The organism is Methanohalophilus sp. DAL1 (assembly GCF_001683555.1).
In the GTDB taxonomy this organism is placed as follows: domain Archaea; phylum Halobacteriota; class Methanosarcinia; order Methanosarcinales; family Methanosarcinaceae; genus Methanohalophilus; species Methanohalophilus euhalobius.
In genome coordinates this window covers 27,854-41,641 of sequence record NZ_MAFX01000001.1, presented here as the reverse complement: position 1 = coordinate 41,641, position 13,788 = coordinate 27,854, and the positions used below count along the sequence as shown (strand labels likewise).

The 13,788-nt window shown below is 42.6% G+C and carries 17 protein-coding genes and 1 tRNA gene; 9 read left to right on the top strand and 9 right to left on the bottom strand.

Annotated features, from left to right (window positions below):
• The first annotated feature begins 41 nt into the window (after nucleotides 1-41).
• Genes A9957_RS00265 through A9957_RS00255 form a run of 3 tightly spaced genes read left to right on the top strand, consistent with a single transcriptional unit; the run spans nucleotide 42 to nucleotide 1,830 of the window.
• Nucleotides 42-479 carry an ACT domain-containing protein gene (locus A9957_RS00265; protein WP_096711582.1) on the top strand — a complete coding sequence of 146 codons (438 nt, stop codon included), beginning with the start codon at nucleotides 42-44 and terminating at the stop codon, nucleotides 477-479.
• A gap of 41 nt (nucleotides 480-520) precedes the next feature.
• Complete coding sequence (locus A9957_RS00260) at nucleotides 521-847, top strand: DUF2103 domain-containing protein (protein WP_096711581.1); 327 nt, start codon at nucleotides 521-523, stop codon at nucleotides 845-847.
• 8 nt (nucleotides 848-855) lie between these two features.
• Complete coding sequence (locus tag A9957_RS00255; protein WP_096711580.1) at nucleotides 856-1,830, top strand: methanogenesis marker 12 protein; 975 nt, start codon at nucleotides 856-858, stop codon at nucleotides 1,828-1,830.
• Between the two features lie 3 nt (nucleotides 1,831-1,833).
• On the opposite strand, the gene A9957_RS00250 is transcribed toward A9957_RS00255, so the two are convergent.
• From A9957_RS00250 to radC, 4 genes are read right to left on the bottom strand one after another with little or no spacing between them, the layout of a single operon-like run.
• Nucleotides 1,834-2,616, bottom strand: a complete 783-nt coding sequence (locus A9957_RS00250) for a nitrilase-related carbon-nitrogen hydrolase (RefSeq protein ID WP_105460530.1) — start codon at nucleotides 2,614-2,616, stop codon at nucleotides 1,834-1,836.
• Between the two features lie 11 nt (nucleotides 2,617-2,627).
• Nucleotides 2,628-4,127: a thiamine pyrophosphate-dependent enzyme gene (locus A9957_RS00245; protein WP_096711578.1), complete on the bottom strand. Its 1,500-nt coding sequence runs from the start codon at nucleotides 4,125-4,127 to the stop codon at nucleotides 2,628-2,630.
• Nucleotides 4,124-5,035, bottom strand: a complete 912-nt coding sequence (mmp11, locus tag A9957_RS00240) for a methanogenesis marker protein 11 (protein WP_096711577.1) — start codon at nucleotides 5,033-5,035, stop codon at nucleotides 4,124-4,126. The genes A9957_RS00245 and mmp11 overlap by 4 nt, the downstream gene beginning before the upstream one ends.
• A gap of 39 nt (nucleotides 5,036-5,074) precedes the next feature.
• Complete coding sequence (gene radC / locus A9957_RS00235; protein WP_096711576.1) at nucleotides 5,075-5,764, bottom strand: DNA repair protein RadC; 690 nt, start codon at nucleotides 5,762-5,764, stop codon at nucleotides 5,075-5,077.
• A gap of 111 nt (nucleotides 5,765-5,875) precedes the next feature.
• On the opposite strand from radC, the gene A9957_RS00230 reads away from it, so the two are divergent.
• Entirely contained in the window at nucleotides 5,876-6,700 is an 825-nt protein-coding gene (locus tag A9957_RS00230) for a molybdopterin synthase (protein WP_096711575.1), read from the top strand.
• A gap of 12 nt (nucleotides 6,701-6,712) precedes the next feature.
• Here A9957_RS00230 and larA read toward each other — a convergent pair whose 3' ends face one another.
• Entirely contained in the window at nucleotides 6,713-7,957 is a 1,245-nt protein-coding gene (gene larA, locus A9957_RS00225; protein ID WP_128753968.1) for a nickel-dependent lactate racemase, read from the bottom strand.
• Between the two features lie 168 nt (nucleotides 7,958-8,125).
• On the opposite strand from larA, the gene A9957_RS00220 reads away from it, so the two are divergent.
• Complete coding sequence (locus tag A9957_RS00220; RefSeq protein WP_128753969.1) at nucleotides 8,126-9,253, top strand: DUF2117 family protein; 1,128 nt, start codon at nucleotides 8,126-8,128, stop codon at nucleotides 9,251-9,253.
• Nucleotides 9,254-9,481: 228 nt separating this feature from the next.
• On the opposite strand, the gene A9957_RS00215 is transcribed toward A9957_RS00220, so the two are convergent.
• Nucleotides 9,482-10,018, bottom strand: a complete 537-nt coding sequence (locus A9957_RS00215) for an ammonia-forming cytochrome c nitrite reductase subunit c552 (RefSeq protein WP_241645789.1) — start codon at nucleotides 10,016-10,018, stop codon at nucleotides 9,482-9,484.
• Here A9957_RS00215 and A9957_RS00210 point away from each other — a divergent pair.
• A complete protein-coding gene (locus A9957_RS00210; RefSeq protein WP_164908979.1) occupies nucleotides 9,956-10,261 on the top strand; it encodes a hypothetical protein in 306 nt (101 codons plus the stop codon). The genes A9957_RS00215 and A9957_RS00210 overlap by 63 nt on opposite strands.
• A 3-nt stretch (nucleotides 10,262-10,264) precedes the next feature.
• Here the strand turns inward: A9957_RS00210 and A9957_RS00205 are convergent, their stop codons facing one another.
• From A9957_RS00205 to A9957_RS00195, 3 genes are all read right to left on the bottom strand, one after another.
• Nucleotides 10,265-10,537: a hypothetical protein gene (locus A9957_RS00205; protein WP_096711571.1), complete on the bottom strand. Its 273-nt coding sequence runs from the start codon at nucleotides 10,535-10,537 to the stop codon at nucleotides 10,265-10,267.
• 12 nt (nucleotides 10,538-10,549) lie between these two features.
• The gene (locus A9957_RS00200) at nucleotides 10,550-10,768 is read right to left on the bottom strand and encodes a multiheme c-type cytochrome (protein WP_105460541.1); all 219 of its coding nucleotides are present in this window, start codon (nucleotides 10,766-10,768) and stop codon (nucleotides 10,550-10,552) included.
• Between the two features lie 399 nt (nucleotides 10,769-11,167).
• Nucleotides 11,168-11,244, bottom strand: a tRNA-Val gene (locus tag A9957_RS00195).
• 101 nt (nucleotides 11,245-11,345) lie between these two features.
• On the opposite strand from A9957_RS00195, the gene A9957_RS00190 reads away from it, so the two are divergent.
• The 3 genes from A9957_RS00190 to A9957_RS00180 all read left to right on the top strand — a co-directional run bounded on the left by A9957_RS00190 (nucleotide 11,346) and on the right by A9957_RS00180 (nucleotide 13,787).
• A complete protein-coding gene (locus A9957_RS00190) occupies nucleotides 11,346-11,963 on the top strand; it encodes a magnesium transporter (protein WP_105460542.1) in 618 nt (205 codons plus the stop codon).
• On the top strand, nucleotides 11,960-12,520 hold the full coding sequence (locus A9957_RS00185) for a magnesium transporter (protein WP_096711569.1): 561 nt from the start codon (nucleotides 11,960-11,962) through the stop codon (nucleotides 12,518-12,520). Before A9957_RS00190 ends, A9957_RS00185 begins: the two co-directional genes overlap by 4 nt.
• Nucleotides 12,521-12,584: 64 nt before the next feature.
• Nucleotides 12,585-13,787, top strand: a complete 1,203-nt coding sequence (locus tag A9957_RS00180) for a potassium channel family protein (RefSeq protein WP_105460543.1) — start codon at nucleotides 12,585-12,587, stop codon at nucleotides 13,785-13,787.
• Nucleotide 13,788: the final 1 nt, after the last annotated feature.

Sequence of the window (13,788 nt, the reverse complement as noted above, 5' to 3'; positions counted from 1 at the left end):
AGGATAATTTATAGACCATAACACCACAGGTTGATGATTCCATGGATGAGAAATTTATCAAACAAATATCACTCTTTGCAGAGAATAAGCCAGGCCACCTTGCAAATATTGCATCCAGCTTCAAAGAGGCATCCGTCAATATAAGGGCATTTACTATCGCTGAAGCAGGGGATTTCGGAATTATAAGGATGGTAGTAGACAAGCCGGAAAAAGCACATCGTGTATTGCATGATGCAGGTTTTACAGTTTCCGAAACAGATGTTCTGGGTATACAAATGGAAGATGTACCCGGCCAGCTTGCAACAATAGCAGAGGTACTTGGCAAAAAAGGTGTCAACATCGATTATGCTTACGCTTTTGTTACAAAAACAGAAAAGGCGTTTCTCATAATACGCGTTAATGATTTGAAAACCGCTGTTGAAACGCTTTATGAACAAGGAATTTCATTGCTGGATATGGGTGATGTGCAAAGCATCTAATCTTTCTTTTTTTTTGAAAAGTAAAACCACGGCTCCTATATATGACTCCTAATTCAACCTTACAAAGCAAGCTTGGGGGTTCGCATTCCACCATCATAGGTGGTAGACATGGCAAGAAACTGCTCAAAATAATCAGTAATCATCCAGATGTCAAAAGAATAATCCCTTCAGTAATTACTGTTAAAGGAAAGAGTGCACCCGGGGGGAAGATAGATGTAAAACTTCTTCGTCCGGATAGTAGAGGCAATTTGAGGGCTCTCCTGACACATGGTACTTCTTCCCAGGAGGTAAGAATCGTTACAAGCGTTGGGAAAGAAGAAGAAGGGGAAAGAATAATGCAGGAAATAAATGCAATGTTTATGGAGTGATCCCGGGTATGTATCTGGGTATTGATCACGGCACAAATGCAATGCGTTTTGCAGCTCTTGATAAACATGGAAAATCCTTCTATTTTGAAGTTCCCCGAACAGACATGAAGGAAATGGAAGACAGTCAAATTCTTGAATTAATCCAAAAGCAATTCAATATCAATATCAAACAGATTGAAATGATTGCCCTGACTTATTCTATGGGAGATGGAATTGTCAATATTATGGATATACAGGATGTCCACAATCGTGGAGTAAGAAGTATTGAAGGAGTCGGTAAAAAGACCGGTGCGGGAACTCTGGTGTTTGATACTATCAAGAAGGCACAAATCCCCACAGTTGTAATACCCGGGATACATTCACAAAGCCATACTGATTCTCGAATGAACGTATTTTCTCATTCCACAAGCCCTGAAAAACTTGGAATTGCCTATGATGCATTATCCAGGGGTATTAATAATTTCATTGTATCAGATATCAGTTCAAACACTGTAACTCTGGCTGTTGCAAACGGCGTGGTTATAGGTGCCCTTGATGCCTGTATTTTCGCACCCGGTACCGTACACGGCCCTCTTGATCTTGAATCAATAAGGCAGGTTGATGCCGGGACATGTGGTGCAAACGAGGCATTCATGAACAGTGGTGTGGTGAAAAATACATCTTATAAAAACACTGCAGATTTGCTTGATGGATTAAAAGATAATGAAGATCAGGCAAAATTTGCAATTGATACTCTTGCTCTTTTTGCATCCATGGAAATAGAAGCTATGAAAGTTTTGCTAAAGGATTATTCAACATGTGATTGTCTTTTTCTTGCAGGTTCTATGGCAGAAGTGGATCCTCTTGTGGAAAAAATACATCACTATCTGGATATGAAACCCTGGATTCTGGGAAAATGGAGTGCAGCTACTGGATGTGCCCGAATGGCCAGGGATATTGCAAAAGGCAAAAAGCAAATCCTGGGTATCGAAGTTAGTATCTGAATTTCAATTGGAATACAGATCTCTCCTACGGTCTTCCAGTACAGGTATTTTACTGGATAGTTCTTTGGCAAGTGAGAGGTCGATGTCTGCTATGATTATGCATTCATCGCGGCCGGAATCTGCAAGAGTATTCCCCAGGGCATCAATAATCATGGAACTTCCAGGGAACGATTTGGTAGGGTCTTTTCCTGTGCGGTTACACATCACATGAGGAATCTGGTTTTCCACTGCCCTGGCAGGACCCAGGATTCTCCAGTGATTGACCCGGGGGTTCGGAAATTGGGCAATCGTCACCAGTAAGTCGGCTCCTTCAAGCACAAGTTTGCGTGCCACTTCAGGAAACCTTATCTCATAGCATATTTCCAATCCGATACATATATTCTCAAGTTTTATGGGCTGAATGGAATCACCCGGGGTAAAGTGACCTTTTTCTTCCCCGAAGGGGTGAATTTTGCGATAAGTTCCCCGAATTATACCGCTTTCAATACAGAACCCAAGATTGGCATAGGGTTTGGTTTTAGCATCCAGTTCTTCCACTATTGAACCGATAAGGATGCATTTATTTTTTTTTGAAAAATCCGCAAGTTGTCCTACTGTGGGGTAGGGGGACTTTTCAGCCAGTTTATCCATCTGTTCATAACAGAAACCTGTGGAAAACACTTCCGGGAATACAATTATTTCAGCACCCATGGCAAGGCCCCGATTAGCCATAGCGAGGGCTTTTTCAATGTTTGTTTTCTTATTACAATGCTCAATGTCCATCTGGATACAGGCAACTTTTACCATAGAGTATCTCCTCAGTATTTGGGACATGTACCTTTTGCAAGTATTATGGATATTCCTTTTTTTTCCATTTTTTCCATCAGAAGGGCCTGCAATTCTCTTTCTTTGATTTTTTCTGCAAAATCTACCACTTCAATGTCATCATGAAGTGCTTCAAGAACATGAGTAAGGTCCGCTACATCCTGTCCTCCCGTCATAGCTGCAACATCATTTTGCAGTATAATAACCAGCAGGTCAAAACCGTTGGATTTTGCATTGATCAATCCCTGCATTCCTGTATGTGCCAGACCAAAATCCCCGATGACTGCAATACCTTTTCCTTTGAAACCACAGGCGACCGATATGGCAGAGCCAAGTGCAAAACCTGTATCCACGGCCTGAAGAGGTGCAGAAGTACTTAATATGGAACAGCCCATGTCCCCTGCAATTGGTTTATCTATTGTACCAAGCACTTTGTAGAGAGGCAGATAGGGGCATGTATCACAGATAGAACGTGGCCCTCTCTCTTTAATAGTCTCGGGGTTGACCACTTTATCCATATGTGTTTTTTTGATATTTTCAAGAGCATGCAGTATATGTTCTTTTTCTATTTTACCATGGGGTATATGTCCTGTGGATTTGCCCTTTATGGTGTCTTCGATTGAAATATGAGATTCGATGTAATCTTCTGTTTCCTCAACCACAAGCACATATTCATGGTGATCAATAAATCTTTTCAATTTTTTAATTGGCAGTGGATAAACCATGTCCAGAGCCAGATGTGAAATCCGGGAATTGCTTTCTTCAATGAATTTTTCCACAAGGCAGGCAGGATAACCTGAGGAAATAATGCCTGTTTTTGTTGTATCGATATGACACAGACAATCCTGTGATTGGGAATAATCTCCCATTAAAGGGTATGACATTGAATGGAAACGCTGATGCTTCCCCTTCATGGTGTAGTCCCATACAGACCTGTCAAATTCAGGTGGTACCGATCCTTTTGGTCGCAATAAAGCACTTTCACAAAACGATTCCAGAAGACGGGAAGTTACTCTGACTATAACGGGAATACTTGCCTTTTCCGAAAGTTCGATTGCTTCTTTCAGTGAATCAAACAACTTTTCAGGAGTTGCAGGATCAAAGACAGGTACTTCGGCCAGGGGTCCGAAATAGCGTGAGTCCTGTTCATTCTGGGAGGCTTTTGCGCCGGGGTCATCCCCTGCGATTATCACTAAACCTGCGCCTATTGTATGGGTGGCGGATGTAACCAGAGGGTCACAGAGTACATTCATGCCCACATGTTTTGTCAGGACAAAAGACCTGCGTCCGGCAACCGAGGCCCCCAGGGCAGTTTCAAGAGCCACTTTTTCATTAATCATCCAGAAAGTATTGTCTGCCCAAAAATCATCATTTCTGAATAGATTCACAATCGAAGTAACAGGATAGCCGGCAACCGCACTGACCAGCTTAACTTCCAGCAGGCCGGCAGCCTTTAATATCACATCTTTGCCGCTTATTTGACGCTCATTCATGGGAGTTCAGCATCCATTATTACCGAATCATCCGGTCTGGCAAACCAGGGTAGGGCAGCAAGGGCACCTATTACGCCTTTACCATCAATCCAGACATCCACACCATGATTTTCAGCATACTCCATTGCAAACTCATAGGTCAGCTCAGCAGACCTGCACAATCTGCTGTATTCCTTAATGCTGGAAGCATTAAAGGAGTCGAGGACAACCATTCCCGTATCCTTTGATACACTGTACTTTTCCAGTGCACTGCGGATATTTTCAAGGAGTGCATTCTGTGCCCTTTCATTCACACATCCAAATTCCAGGACTGTTGAAACACAGTTCTGGGTTTTTGCCGATACAGGGAAAAGTTGCACCAGGGAGTGGGAGAGGTACACACTTTCCACACAATCCAGTTCTTTTGCGATGTTGTGGGTCAGACACCAGGTAGCACCTGTTTCTTTGTTGTCAGTATCATCAATTCCCACGAGTACACGCTTGCGTTTTGGGACAATGATGGTACCTTTTGCCGCCTTCCCACCTCCAGAGGGAGTAGTTTCTGAGTGTAGGACCCCGGCTGCCTGTGCACGACAACGCGTGGCACCGACGCCTCCCCCACCCAGTCCGGCATAGGTAATTGCAACCTCATTATCTTTGATTTCCACCGCTTCAATACCTGCAGCGGCAGACGATGGCTTTAGTTCAAGGGGTACATTACCGGTTTTTACAAGATAGCGAGTCATATTTCCCAGTGTCCTTACCTGCCGGACAATAGGGGAGTGGGAATAATGGTGCCTGGCCCATGCAGCACCACCATAACAATTACTATGTTCAATTATCTCCGCACATTCATCCGTTTCATCACATATGGCATAGATTGCCCTGTAAGGGATGGAGTATGGTTCATCAAGTTCTATCTCTTTCATTCGGCTGGATAATTGTCGGAAAATGCTTTAAATCTTTTGTCAGGAAATATATCCTTCATCCTTCAAACTCACAAATTTTCCTTCCCCGATTATCACATGATCCAGTACATCAATTCCGAGTATTTTCCCTCCGTCTACGAGTTTACGGGTAATATTTATATCTTCCCTGCTTGGTGTGGGATCTCCCGATGGATGATTGTGTGTAAGAATTACAGAGGCTGCTGATTCCAGAAGGGCTGATTTGAATACCTCCCTTGGATGAACAATATTGGCATTGAGGCTGCCTATTGATACCACATCTTCCCGTAGGACCTGATTTTTGGTGTCAAGGTGAAGGGTTGTAAGATGTTCTTTTTTCTGGCACCTCAACTGGGGATACAGGAGTTTGTACACATCATCCGGGGAACGGATACGTGGCAGTGGCTCATCTGAATGTTTCTCAAGCCTGCGAGCCAGTTCGAATATAGCAGAGATCTGGGAAGCCTTTGCAATCCCTACTCCATGGATTTCGGTCAGCTTTGTGATATTGGCCTGACTTAAATTTTTGATAGAATAATTTGCAAAAATACGACTGCACAGGTTGATCACATTTTCCTTCGCTGTACCGGTTCGCAGGATTATTGCAAGCAATTCCGTATTGGAAAGGTTCGAAGGCCCATATTTTGCAATTCTCTCCCTTGGCCTTTCTTCCAATGGCATATCCTGTACCCTTAATTTCTGCTCATCCATACATTGAGTAAATAATCCTCTTATATATAAATAATACGTAATATTTCTTAATTATCAAATTATGTCAGTCTATCCAATGCCTACTTATATTTATAATTCCATGCCATAATTATGAAAGTCGTAGCTGTTATTGGTTACAAAAATACCGGCAAGACAACTTTTGTTTGCAGGCTGGTGGAAAAACTTGCTTTGAAGGGTAAAGTTGGTACTGTCAAAATCATGCATGATCATCGCTTTGATTCCCCAAAAAAAGATACGGGTAAACATTTCGATTCTGGCGCTGAAAACGTGACTGCAGTCTCAGAGGAAGGTATGGTTTCTATTCAGCGTGGGGCAGGCCTGGATGAAGCTCTTGAAGTCCTTGCAGGCAGAGGGATGGATTACGCTATCGTGGAAGGCGCTACAAATAGTGATTTGCCCAAAATAATGCTGGGAGAGATGGATGAGGAAGCAGGGAATGTTGTACTCAGGCTTGCTCCTTGTTCGGACTGGGATATGGACGAAGTTGCAGGAATTGTACAGCAAACATCGGAATTCGTAACCCTGAACAGTATGATTGACAGAATACGTCATATGCCTGAATTTCCTCTGACTGGAAGTATCGGTACTTTCACCGGTGTGGTAAGAGGGGAGACAGATGATATCAGCACAAAAATGCTCGAATTTGAAAAATATGAGAGTGTTGCTGATGAACGTATAGAAAAGATATGTAATGACCTCAAACAAAGAGAAGGAATTATCGAAGTGTTAATCCATCACAAAAGTGGCCGACTAATGCGGGGAGAGGATATTGTGTATATTGCTGTAGCATCGGCCCACAGACAGGAGTTATTTAAAGCCCTGAGTGATGCGATTGAAAGAGTAAAGTCAGAGGTGCCCATATGGAAAAAAGAAGTTACCATGGAAGGTGATTTCTGGGTACATGATCACGCATAAGTAAGCAGTCTCTTAAATTCTCGACTTTTGAATCGGCAGGGTACTCTGGCCATGGGGCATGAAATGGATTCTCACGGCCGGATTTTTTGCAATGATTGAATCAATCGCCTGCTGGATGTCTGGTACAGGCTTGAAAAACACGTCCTGTACATCCTTTTCAGGCATTTCTGAATACATGAGCAAATCATGTTTCATTGCAAGCTGTGCTATAAATGCCGCTTTATGTCCCCCAAACTCAAAATTTGAGTTGAATTTTTCAATTGTTTCCACAGGACAACTGCATTGTCGGCTCCAGCGCTCAAATATTTCATGACCAAACCCTTCCCTGCATGGGGCTGCAAGCAGGATGGTGCCTCCGTCAATAACTGCCATTTTTGCATTGTCCAGCGGTTTGTAGGCCTGATAGAGGTTCATCCCTTTTGAGACATCGGTTGCTGTAATGACTACATCTGCAGGTTCCACTTCCACCTTGTACATTTTATCCACACATTCAACTCCTTTTCGGTGGGCAGCTATAATATTACCGGCTACAGCCCTGACGATTTCCTTTTTGCTGTTGAGGACCACATTGAGTAAAAAATCCGGGCCGAATATTTGAGCCGCTTCCTCCATATCCTGTCTTACAGGACTGTCGATATTGCCGGTAGTTGCCTCTTCAATAGTCATCATCTTATGGTTTGTAATAACAGAATTATTGGAACTCACCCCGGGAAGGATTGCTTTTGCACCTCCACTGTAACCTGCATAATAATGGAATTCAATATTACCGGTACACACTACTATATCAGACTCATAAACTTCTTTGGATATTTCTACCGGAGTCCCTCTGGAAGTTGTTCCCACCTTTACACAATTCTCTTTATTATGTTCAACAAATCTGACGTTTCCATAAAGAGGGCCCAGTATTTTTTTAATCTCTTCTTCAGTTTGCTGGCGATGAAGTCCCAGAGCACAGACCACCGTTACATTTTCTTCGGTACATCCTCCGGATTTCAATTCTTCAAGAAGTGTTGGGAGCATTGTTGCAGAGGGGGATGGACGGGTAATATCACTGACTATGATGGCTACATTGGAATTCGGTGTTACGATTTCTGAAAGTTTTTTGCTATTTACCGGATTTGCAAGGGCATTTTTAACAAGTTCCTCAGGGGTAGATTCTACTTCCATTTCACAGGGCATCAGGATATCACCCATATTGGAATCCGGAATGTTGACATCAATACTTTCGTTGCCATAGGGTACAGTGATTACGGTCATTGTGTCGGTCCTCATTTATTTGCAATGAAGACAAAAGTCGCATGTGACGGTAAAACGGAGGGGATGGATATTACTCAGAATAGACCGACTTTTGTCAGGTTGAGGGTTTGAATCGATAAGATATAAATTTATCTTCACATATGAGACATTAAGTACAAGGATGACAGGATGAAATATGGAATTATAATACACGGCCCGGAAATAATAGACAGTGGCTGGGCAGGGAAAATAATACAACTTCTTTCAGCAAGAGCAGATGTGTATGCCGTAGCCGCCGGGACTATGTGTAAACTGGCCGTGCTGGATTCCTTTCTTGAAGATTTAATCGACATCTGGAGTTTGAGCAAACCCAGTGAGGCGATTACTGAACTTGCAAAAGAATGTGACTGTGTATTCCTGCTAAATCATGGAAAAACCATTGAAAGCGGGACTGTTTTTGGGAATATGGTGGCGGATAGAGTGGATATTGAAGTCCCCCTTGTACATGTTGAAAGACCCGGGAATTTGGATGGGAAAGTTATTCACAGGGGACAAAATGTAAACTCCGATGTATACTGGCTATGCAGGAAATTGGGTATGCCACTGGTGTACCCTGAAATTGCAAGGCAACCATCTATCAGAAAAAACGATAATAAAACGATACGTATGATTTCAGGGGTCCTGCCCGGAGAATCCATAATGGTCAACGGCCTTGTAATCGGTTACGCCAATACTGAGGATGTGGAATTAATATTTGAGGATGGGATTATTATTGCTATCAAGGGCGGACAATTGAAAAAACATGGTGTGGAAAAACTTGCTTCATACATCGGTAAGATTGACCCTGAAAATGCGTGGATAAAAAGTGGAAATTTACGCCGCACTCCTGTTCTGGAATCAATGAACAGGGAAAGAATTGATGTTCATAAGCACCAGTTATGTAGGGCCGTAATTATTAACCATGAAGCGGAAAGGACATTCGAACTTGCAAGAAAAGCGGACCTAGCAATTTCAGTTGGGGATGACACAACGGCTATTGCAGGAAGCATCCTGAAACGTCTGGAAATACCATTGATAGGAATTACTGATGGGGACAGGGATAATGTGCTTGTTGATGCTGAATATTGCGAAGGTTCTACGATAATACAGGTTGAAAGAGGTTGTGACGATATAGTGGGAGAACAAATAAAGGATTCATTCTTTCCTACATCCCTCCCCGAATTTCCCTCTAAATCTTATCTGGAAGAACAGATTCTTGATCTGGCAAAATTTCACATAAGGCATGTGATCTTCTATCCAATTGAATCTAATTATTAATCTGTATCCCTCCAGGTATTTCCAGATAGTTACATACACTTATTACTGAAGATATTTTATTTTTATTAGGGAGTTTTGGAATTGCCAGCTTGAAATGATGTGAAGCCGGCGTATAAAATGCCCTTTACAGGTGATATAATGGTGAGGGTTGAAAAAGACACAGTAGGTATTAAGGCACTCAGAGAGCAAATTGAAAAGAACAAAGAAAAGTAAAAGTTAAGGGATAATTCAATCCCTTTTCTTTGCTATCCAGAACATAAACATCAGGCCAAAGACTGCAACAATTGCTTCAAATCCGGGTTGCTCAACAGGCTCTTCAGTTTCAGTTACAGAATTGAATAATTTTTCTGATTTGTCCAGATATTCATTGGCCTTTTCCATGTTGTGAATGCCAAGACATCCGTCCTCTTCAACAAAATGCATGTAAAAGACTGCATTGTTGTAGTCTTCAAGTTTTGTCTCATAGGAAGCCGTACCATTGAGATTTTCCAGAGCAACACTGGCATTGTTCTGTACACTTTTAAGTTCTTCAATCCTTTGCGCAATCAAATCCTGTCTTGTTTCAATAACTTCTGCAAATTCTTCATCATGGCAATCATAACATTCCCCGGATGATTCCAAACTGAATAGCAGTTCGGGTTCATAATCGAAGGTATGCCCGGCTATTTCATGTGTGGTGTCATTATACTCCCTTGAAGCCATATGACAATCCAAACACCCGACCTCAGGGTGGTTGCCTGTGTTATAGATGGAATCGTTATACATCTCCCAGTTGGGATGGTGGATTTCCGTAGTCATGCCATCTGCCGTGGCACCCATGCCGTTATGACAATTCCCACAAAGAAGAGCCCCCTCTATACGGTATTCAGCGGAATGTGGTTCATGGCAGGCTACACAGGTAACACGCCATTCTTCTACATCTTCAGGTTGTGGAACTTCATCCAGGTTCAGACCATCGATACTTTCATCTTCCAGAGAAACAATGGCACCATCGGTGCTTTTGAATGAGACTCAGGAATTATCCCTTTCAAGAATGAAGGTTTCCGCCACATCAGTGGGTTCGGAATGACTTGCCATCGATTCCATATCAAATTTTTTGTAGGAATACTCATCCCATTCATCAATAATAGGATGATGTGAATCCGTATGGCAGTTGCCACACATCCCGGCGGAAAGATTCACTTTTGGTATATGGCTGGACGGATTGTCAATATGTGAATCATAACCTGTTTCAGGAGGCCGATGGCAGACTTCACACGTAATTGGCTCAATAGTTGTCTCCACATCTTCTCTTCCCTATGTTTCCTTTATTGAGGATTCAACGTGGCATTCCGTGCAACTTTCAATGTCAACAACCGACCCTCCTGCCGCTTTCAGGGAATCCGCGTGTGCCGAAGAATTCCATATAATGTATTGTTCATTGTGACATTGCTTGCATGTCTCCGGTTGCCAGGCCCCTGTCATGCCTGCTGATAAGAATAACAAAGTTAGTGCTACAATTACAATTTTGATCAACTAATACTCCCACGTTAATCTTTTGATAAGATTAGCTATGATTGTATTTAGTATAATCGGGTAAAAAAGTATTCTATTTGTTGCGATTTTAGTATTGGTGTGGAGCTTTTGGGATTCCACTCCTTATTGTAGATTTTTATCATCGGGGCTTAAGGGAAGGTTGAATCCGAATATACTGTATTTGCCGTATTGACTTTCTACCCACACATTTCCGCCATGTAATTCAATCAGTTGCAACAAAGGCACTCCATTATTCATAATCTCGCTGGACGAAGATTTTGATGGTGAAATAGAAGTTATACAACCAACTACCAAATCTGCCCTCGAGACAAGAGTAGATAATCTGAAAAATAAGTTTAAAAATCTTGAAAAATCAATATCAGAAGACGATAAAAACTCTGGTGGGCCCGCTGAGATTCGAACTCAGGATCCTCGCCGTGTAAAGGCGATGTCATGACCGGCTAGACCACGGGCCCCTGCCTGCGTTTGCATCCCCTAGATGTTACAAGTTGTATATATCATTTTTGATGTATGGAATGCCATTCTTTTTATAATAGTAACATTTGATTAGGTTTTGATGGATTCAGACCCTGAAGATTATGAATATGAAGAAGATATAGAAACCTATTATCTCGGGGATTATGCAAGTATCGGTTCGATTGTCAGGGAAGTTCTTCCCTTTGAGCTTCTTGCTACTGTAGGAGGTGTTGTTGCAGGCCTCATTCTTTCCGGTATGACAGAAGAACTTCAGGTAATTCCCGGTCTGTTAGTGATAACTCCGGCAGTGCTTGGAATGCGGGGTAACATCTCCTCTACCCTGGGCTCCCGTCTGGGCAGTGCAATACATATGGGTCTGATCACGAAAATAGAGCGCAATCCTGAATTGCTCAACAATATTGGGGGTTCTCTTTTGCTCAGTTTGTTGCTATCTTTTGTACTGGGTTTGTTGGGTCATTTTATGACAATTGCCCTGGGTCTGGAAAGTGCAGGTGCCTTTACCCTTACATTAATAGCCGTTATGGCAGGCTTGTCTTCAGGTTTAATTCTCTCTGTAATAGCAACGTTTTTTGCCATAGGTATGTTCAGGTTTGGTTTTGACCCGGATAATGTAGTCACACCCTCTATAGCAACTATAGGTGACATCGTATCCATGTTCATGCTGTTTCTTTCCGCAAAGGTGGTGTTGGCAATATGAGCTATTATTCCATTGGAAGTATAGTGAAAAGCAGTGCACCTATCCTTTTCCTGACTTCTTTCATCGGCCTTTTTGCAGGTCAGATCATGAACTCGCATCTGGATAGTTTGATCTCATATCCTATCCTTTTACTCCTGATACCCGCATTGATAAAAATAGGAGGAGATACAGGCAGCATGCTTGGAGCAAGGCTGGCCTCGGCATTTCATATGGGTCTTGGTACCACACGTATCCATAAGAATCCTGTTGTACGCAATAGTCTGGTAGCTGCTTTTATTGTAGGTATTATCGCTTCCTGCTTCCTGAGTGTAGTGGTATGGATTGTGGGGATGATTGTTTACAATGGTATAGAGTTTACAAGTCTTTTCAGTATCTCTGTAATGGCATGCGTGATAGAATTGGTCATAGTATATGCAGTAACACTGGTTGTAGCAGTTGCCTCTCACAAATTCGGGCTTGACCCGGATGATACCGTTATTCCTATAATTGCAACTATCGGTGATGTTGTAGGGATCTCTGCCATATTTGGAGTTATAGCATTGTTGGAGTTTGTCTGACACTAATAATGATTATGTTTTTATATTCGCGAATTAGTTTAAGTTAACAAAGGTAGAATGAATCATGTGTCCCAAAGAGATCAAATATAGCCCTACTAATCTCAAAGATCTTCTTATTCAAATGAAAGACTCCTCAGAACTTATGGTAGATCTTGCTTACTCTGCTATGGTTTATGATGATGAGGATATTGCTGAGGAAGTCCTCCGCTTAGAAGAGAGGATGGATACTTACTACTATCACATGAACATGGCTGCAATGTTAAGCACCCGTCGTGTTGAGGAAGCCGAAGAAATGACGGGGGTGCTTCAGGTAGCTTCATCTTCTGAAAAAATCGCAAATGCAGCTGCTGATATCGCCCAAATTGTCCTGATGCAAATGGGTATTCCGCTGGAACTAAAAATGGCACTCAGAGAAGCTGAAGAAACCATTCTAAGGGTTACAGTAAGCGACGATTCCAGCATGAGTGGCTATACACTGGGTGATCTTGAACTGGATACCGAAACAGGGATGTGGCTTATTGCTATCAGGCGCCAGAATGATTGGATATATGATCCGGATCATTCAACCCGCATACGTTCAGGGGATGTCCTGTTTGCACGAGGGCATGATGAAGGGGTACCTCTTCTGATCAAACTTGCCACCAACAAAGAGTATGTTTTACGGGATAATTCACACGAGCGATTATTAAAAGACCTGGAAAAGGCCGTAGATATCATCGTAGACATGAAAAACATGGCTGAAATGTCTGTAGGACTTGCCTATTTTGCAATACTCTATGACAATAATGATATAGCAGAAGAGGTGCGTGCCATTGAGTCTGAGATGGATGTCATGAAATATGATCTCCAGCACTGGGTACTTGAAACCGCAAAACATGTCTCTGATGTTGACGAACTCAAGGGTCTATTACATCTTGCCAATGCATCTGAAGCCATCTCTGATGCTGCGTATGGTATTGCTGATACGGTGCTCAGGGATATAGAACTGCACCCCATAATTACTCTTGCTGTTAGAGGTTCGGATGAAGTTATCACGAGGGTTGTAGTGGAAGACTGTTCCCCGATTGTCGGTGACACGCTTGGAGAACTGCAGCTTGCCACGGAGACAGGAGTTCACATAATGGCTGTAAAAAGAGCCGGAAGATGGCTTTACAGTCCAAGTGCCCGCACTCGTGTTGAGGGTGGGGACATCCTTATAGGACGTGGTTCCCGCACCGGGGAAGAAGCTCTGCTGGAAATGTGCGCCTGCCCGGTGAGAGAGGACTGAC

Excerpts from the sequence above, each read along its gene's own strand:
- A9957_RS00215 (WP_241645789.1), bottom strand. The coding sequence starts at position 10,018 with ATGTATAACGATTCCATCTATAACACAGGCAACCACCCTGAGGTCGGG.
- A9957_RS00210 (WP_164908979.1), top strand. The coding sequence starts at position 9,956 with ATGACAATCCAAACACCCGACCTCAGGGTGGTTGCCTGTGTTATAGAT.
- mmp11 (WP_096711577.1), bottom strand. The coding sequence starts at position 5,035 with ATGAAAGAGATAGAACTTGATGAACCATACTCCATCCCTTACAGGGCA.
- A9957_RS00255 (WP_096711580.1), top strand. The coding sequence starts at position 856 with ATGTATCTGGGTATTGATCACGGCACAAATGCAATGCGTTTTGCAGCT.
- A9957_RS00260 (WP_096711581.1), top strand. The coding sequence starts at position 521 with ATGACTCCTAATTCAACCTTACAAAGCAAGCTTGGGGGTTCGCATTCC.
- larA (WP_128753968.1), bottom strand. The coding sequence starts at position 7,957 with ATGACCGTAATCACTGTACCCTATGGCAACGAAAGTATTGATGTCAAC.
- A9957_RS00220 (WP_128753969.1), top strand. The coding sequence starts at position 8,126 with ATGAAATATGGAATTATAATACACGGCCCGGAAATAATAGACAGTGGC.
- A9957_RS00245 (WP_096711578.1), bottom strand. The coding sequence starts at position 4,127 with ATGAATGAGCGTCAAATAAGCGGCAAAGATGTGATATTAAAGGCTGCC.
- A9957_RS00230 (WP_096711575.1), top strand. The coding sequence starts at position 5,876 with ATGAAAGTCGTAGCTGTTATTGGTTACAAAAATACCGGCAAGACAACT.
- A9957_RS00180 (WP_105460543.1), top strand. The coding sequence starts at position 12,585 with ATGTGTCCCAAAGAGATCAAATATAGCCCTACTAATCTCAAAGATCTT.
- A9957_RS00190 (WP_105460542.1), top strand. The coding sequence starts at position 11,346 with ATGGATTCAGACCCTGAAGATTATGAATATGAAGAAGATATAGAAACC.
- A9957_RS00250 (WP_105460530.1), bottom strand. The coding sequence starts at position 2,616 with ATGGTAAAAGTTGCCTGTATCCAGATGGACATTGAGCATTGTAATAAG.
- A9957_RS00265 (WP_096711582.1), top strand. The coding sequence starts at position 42 with ATGGATGAGAAATTTATCAAACAAATATCACTCTTTGCAGAGAATAAG.
- radC (WP_096711576.1), bottom strand. The coding sequence starts at position 5,764 with ATGGATGAGCAGAAATTAAGGGTACAGGATATGCCATTGGAAGAAAGG.
- A9957_RS00185 (WP_096711569.1), top strand. The coding sequence starts at position 11,960 with ATGAGCTATTATTCCATTGGAAGTATAGTGAAAAGCAGTGCACCTATC.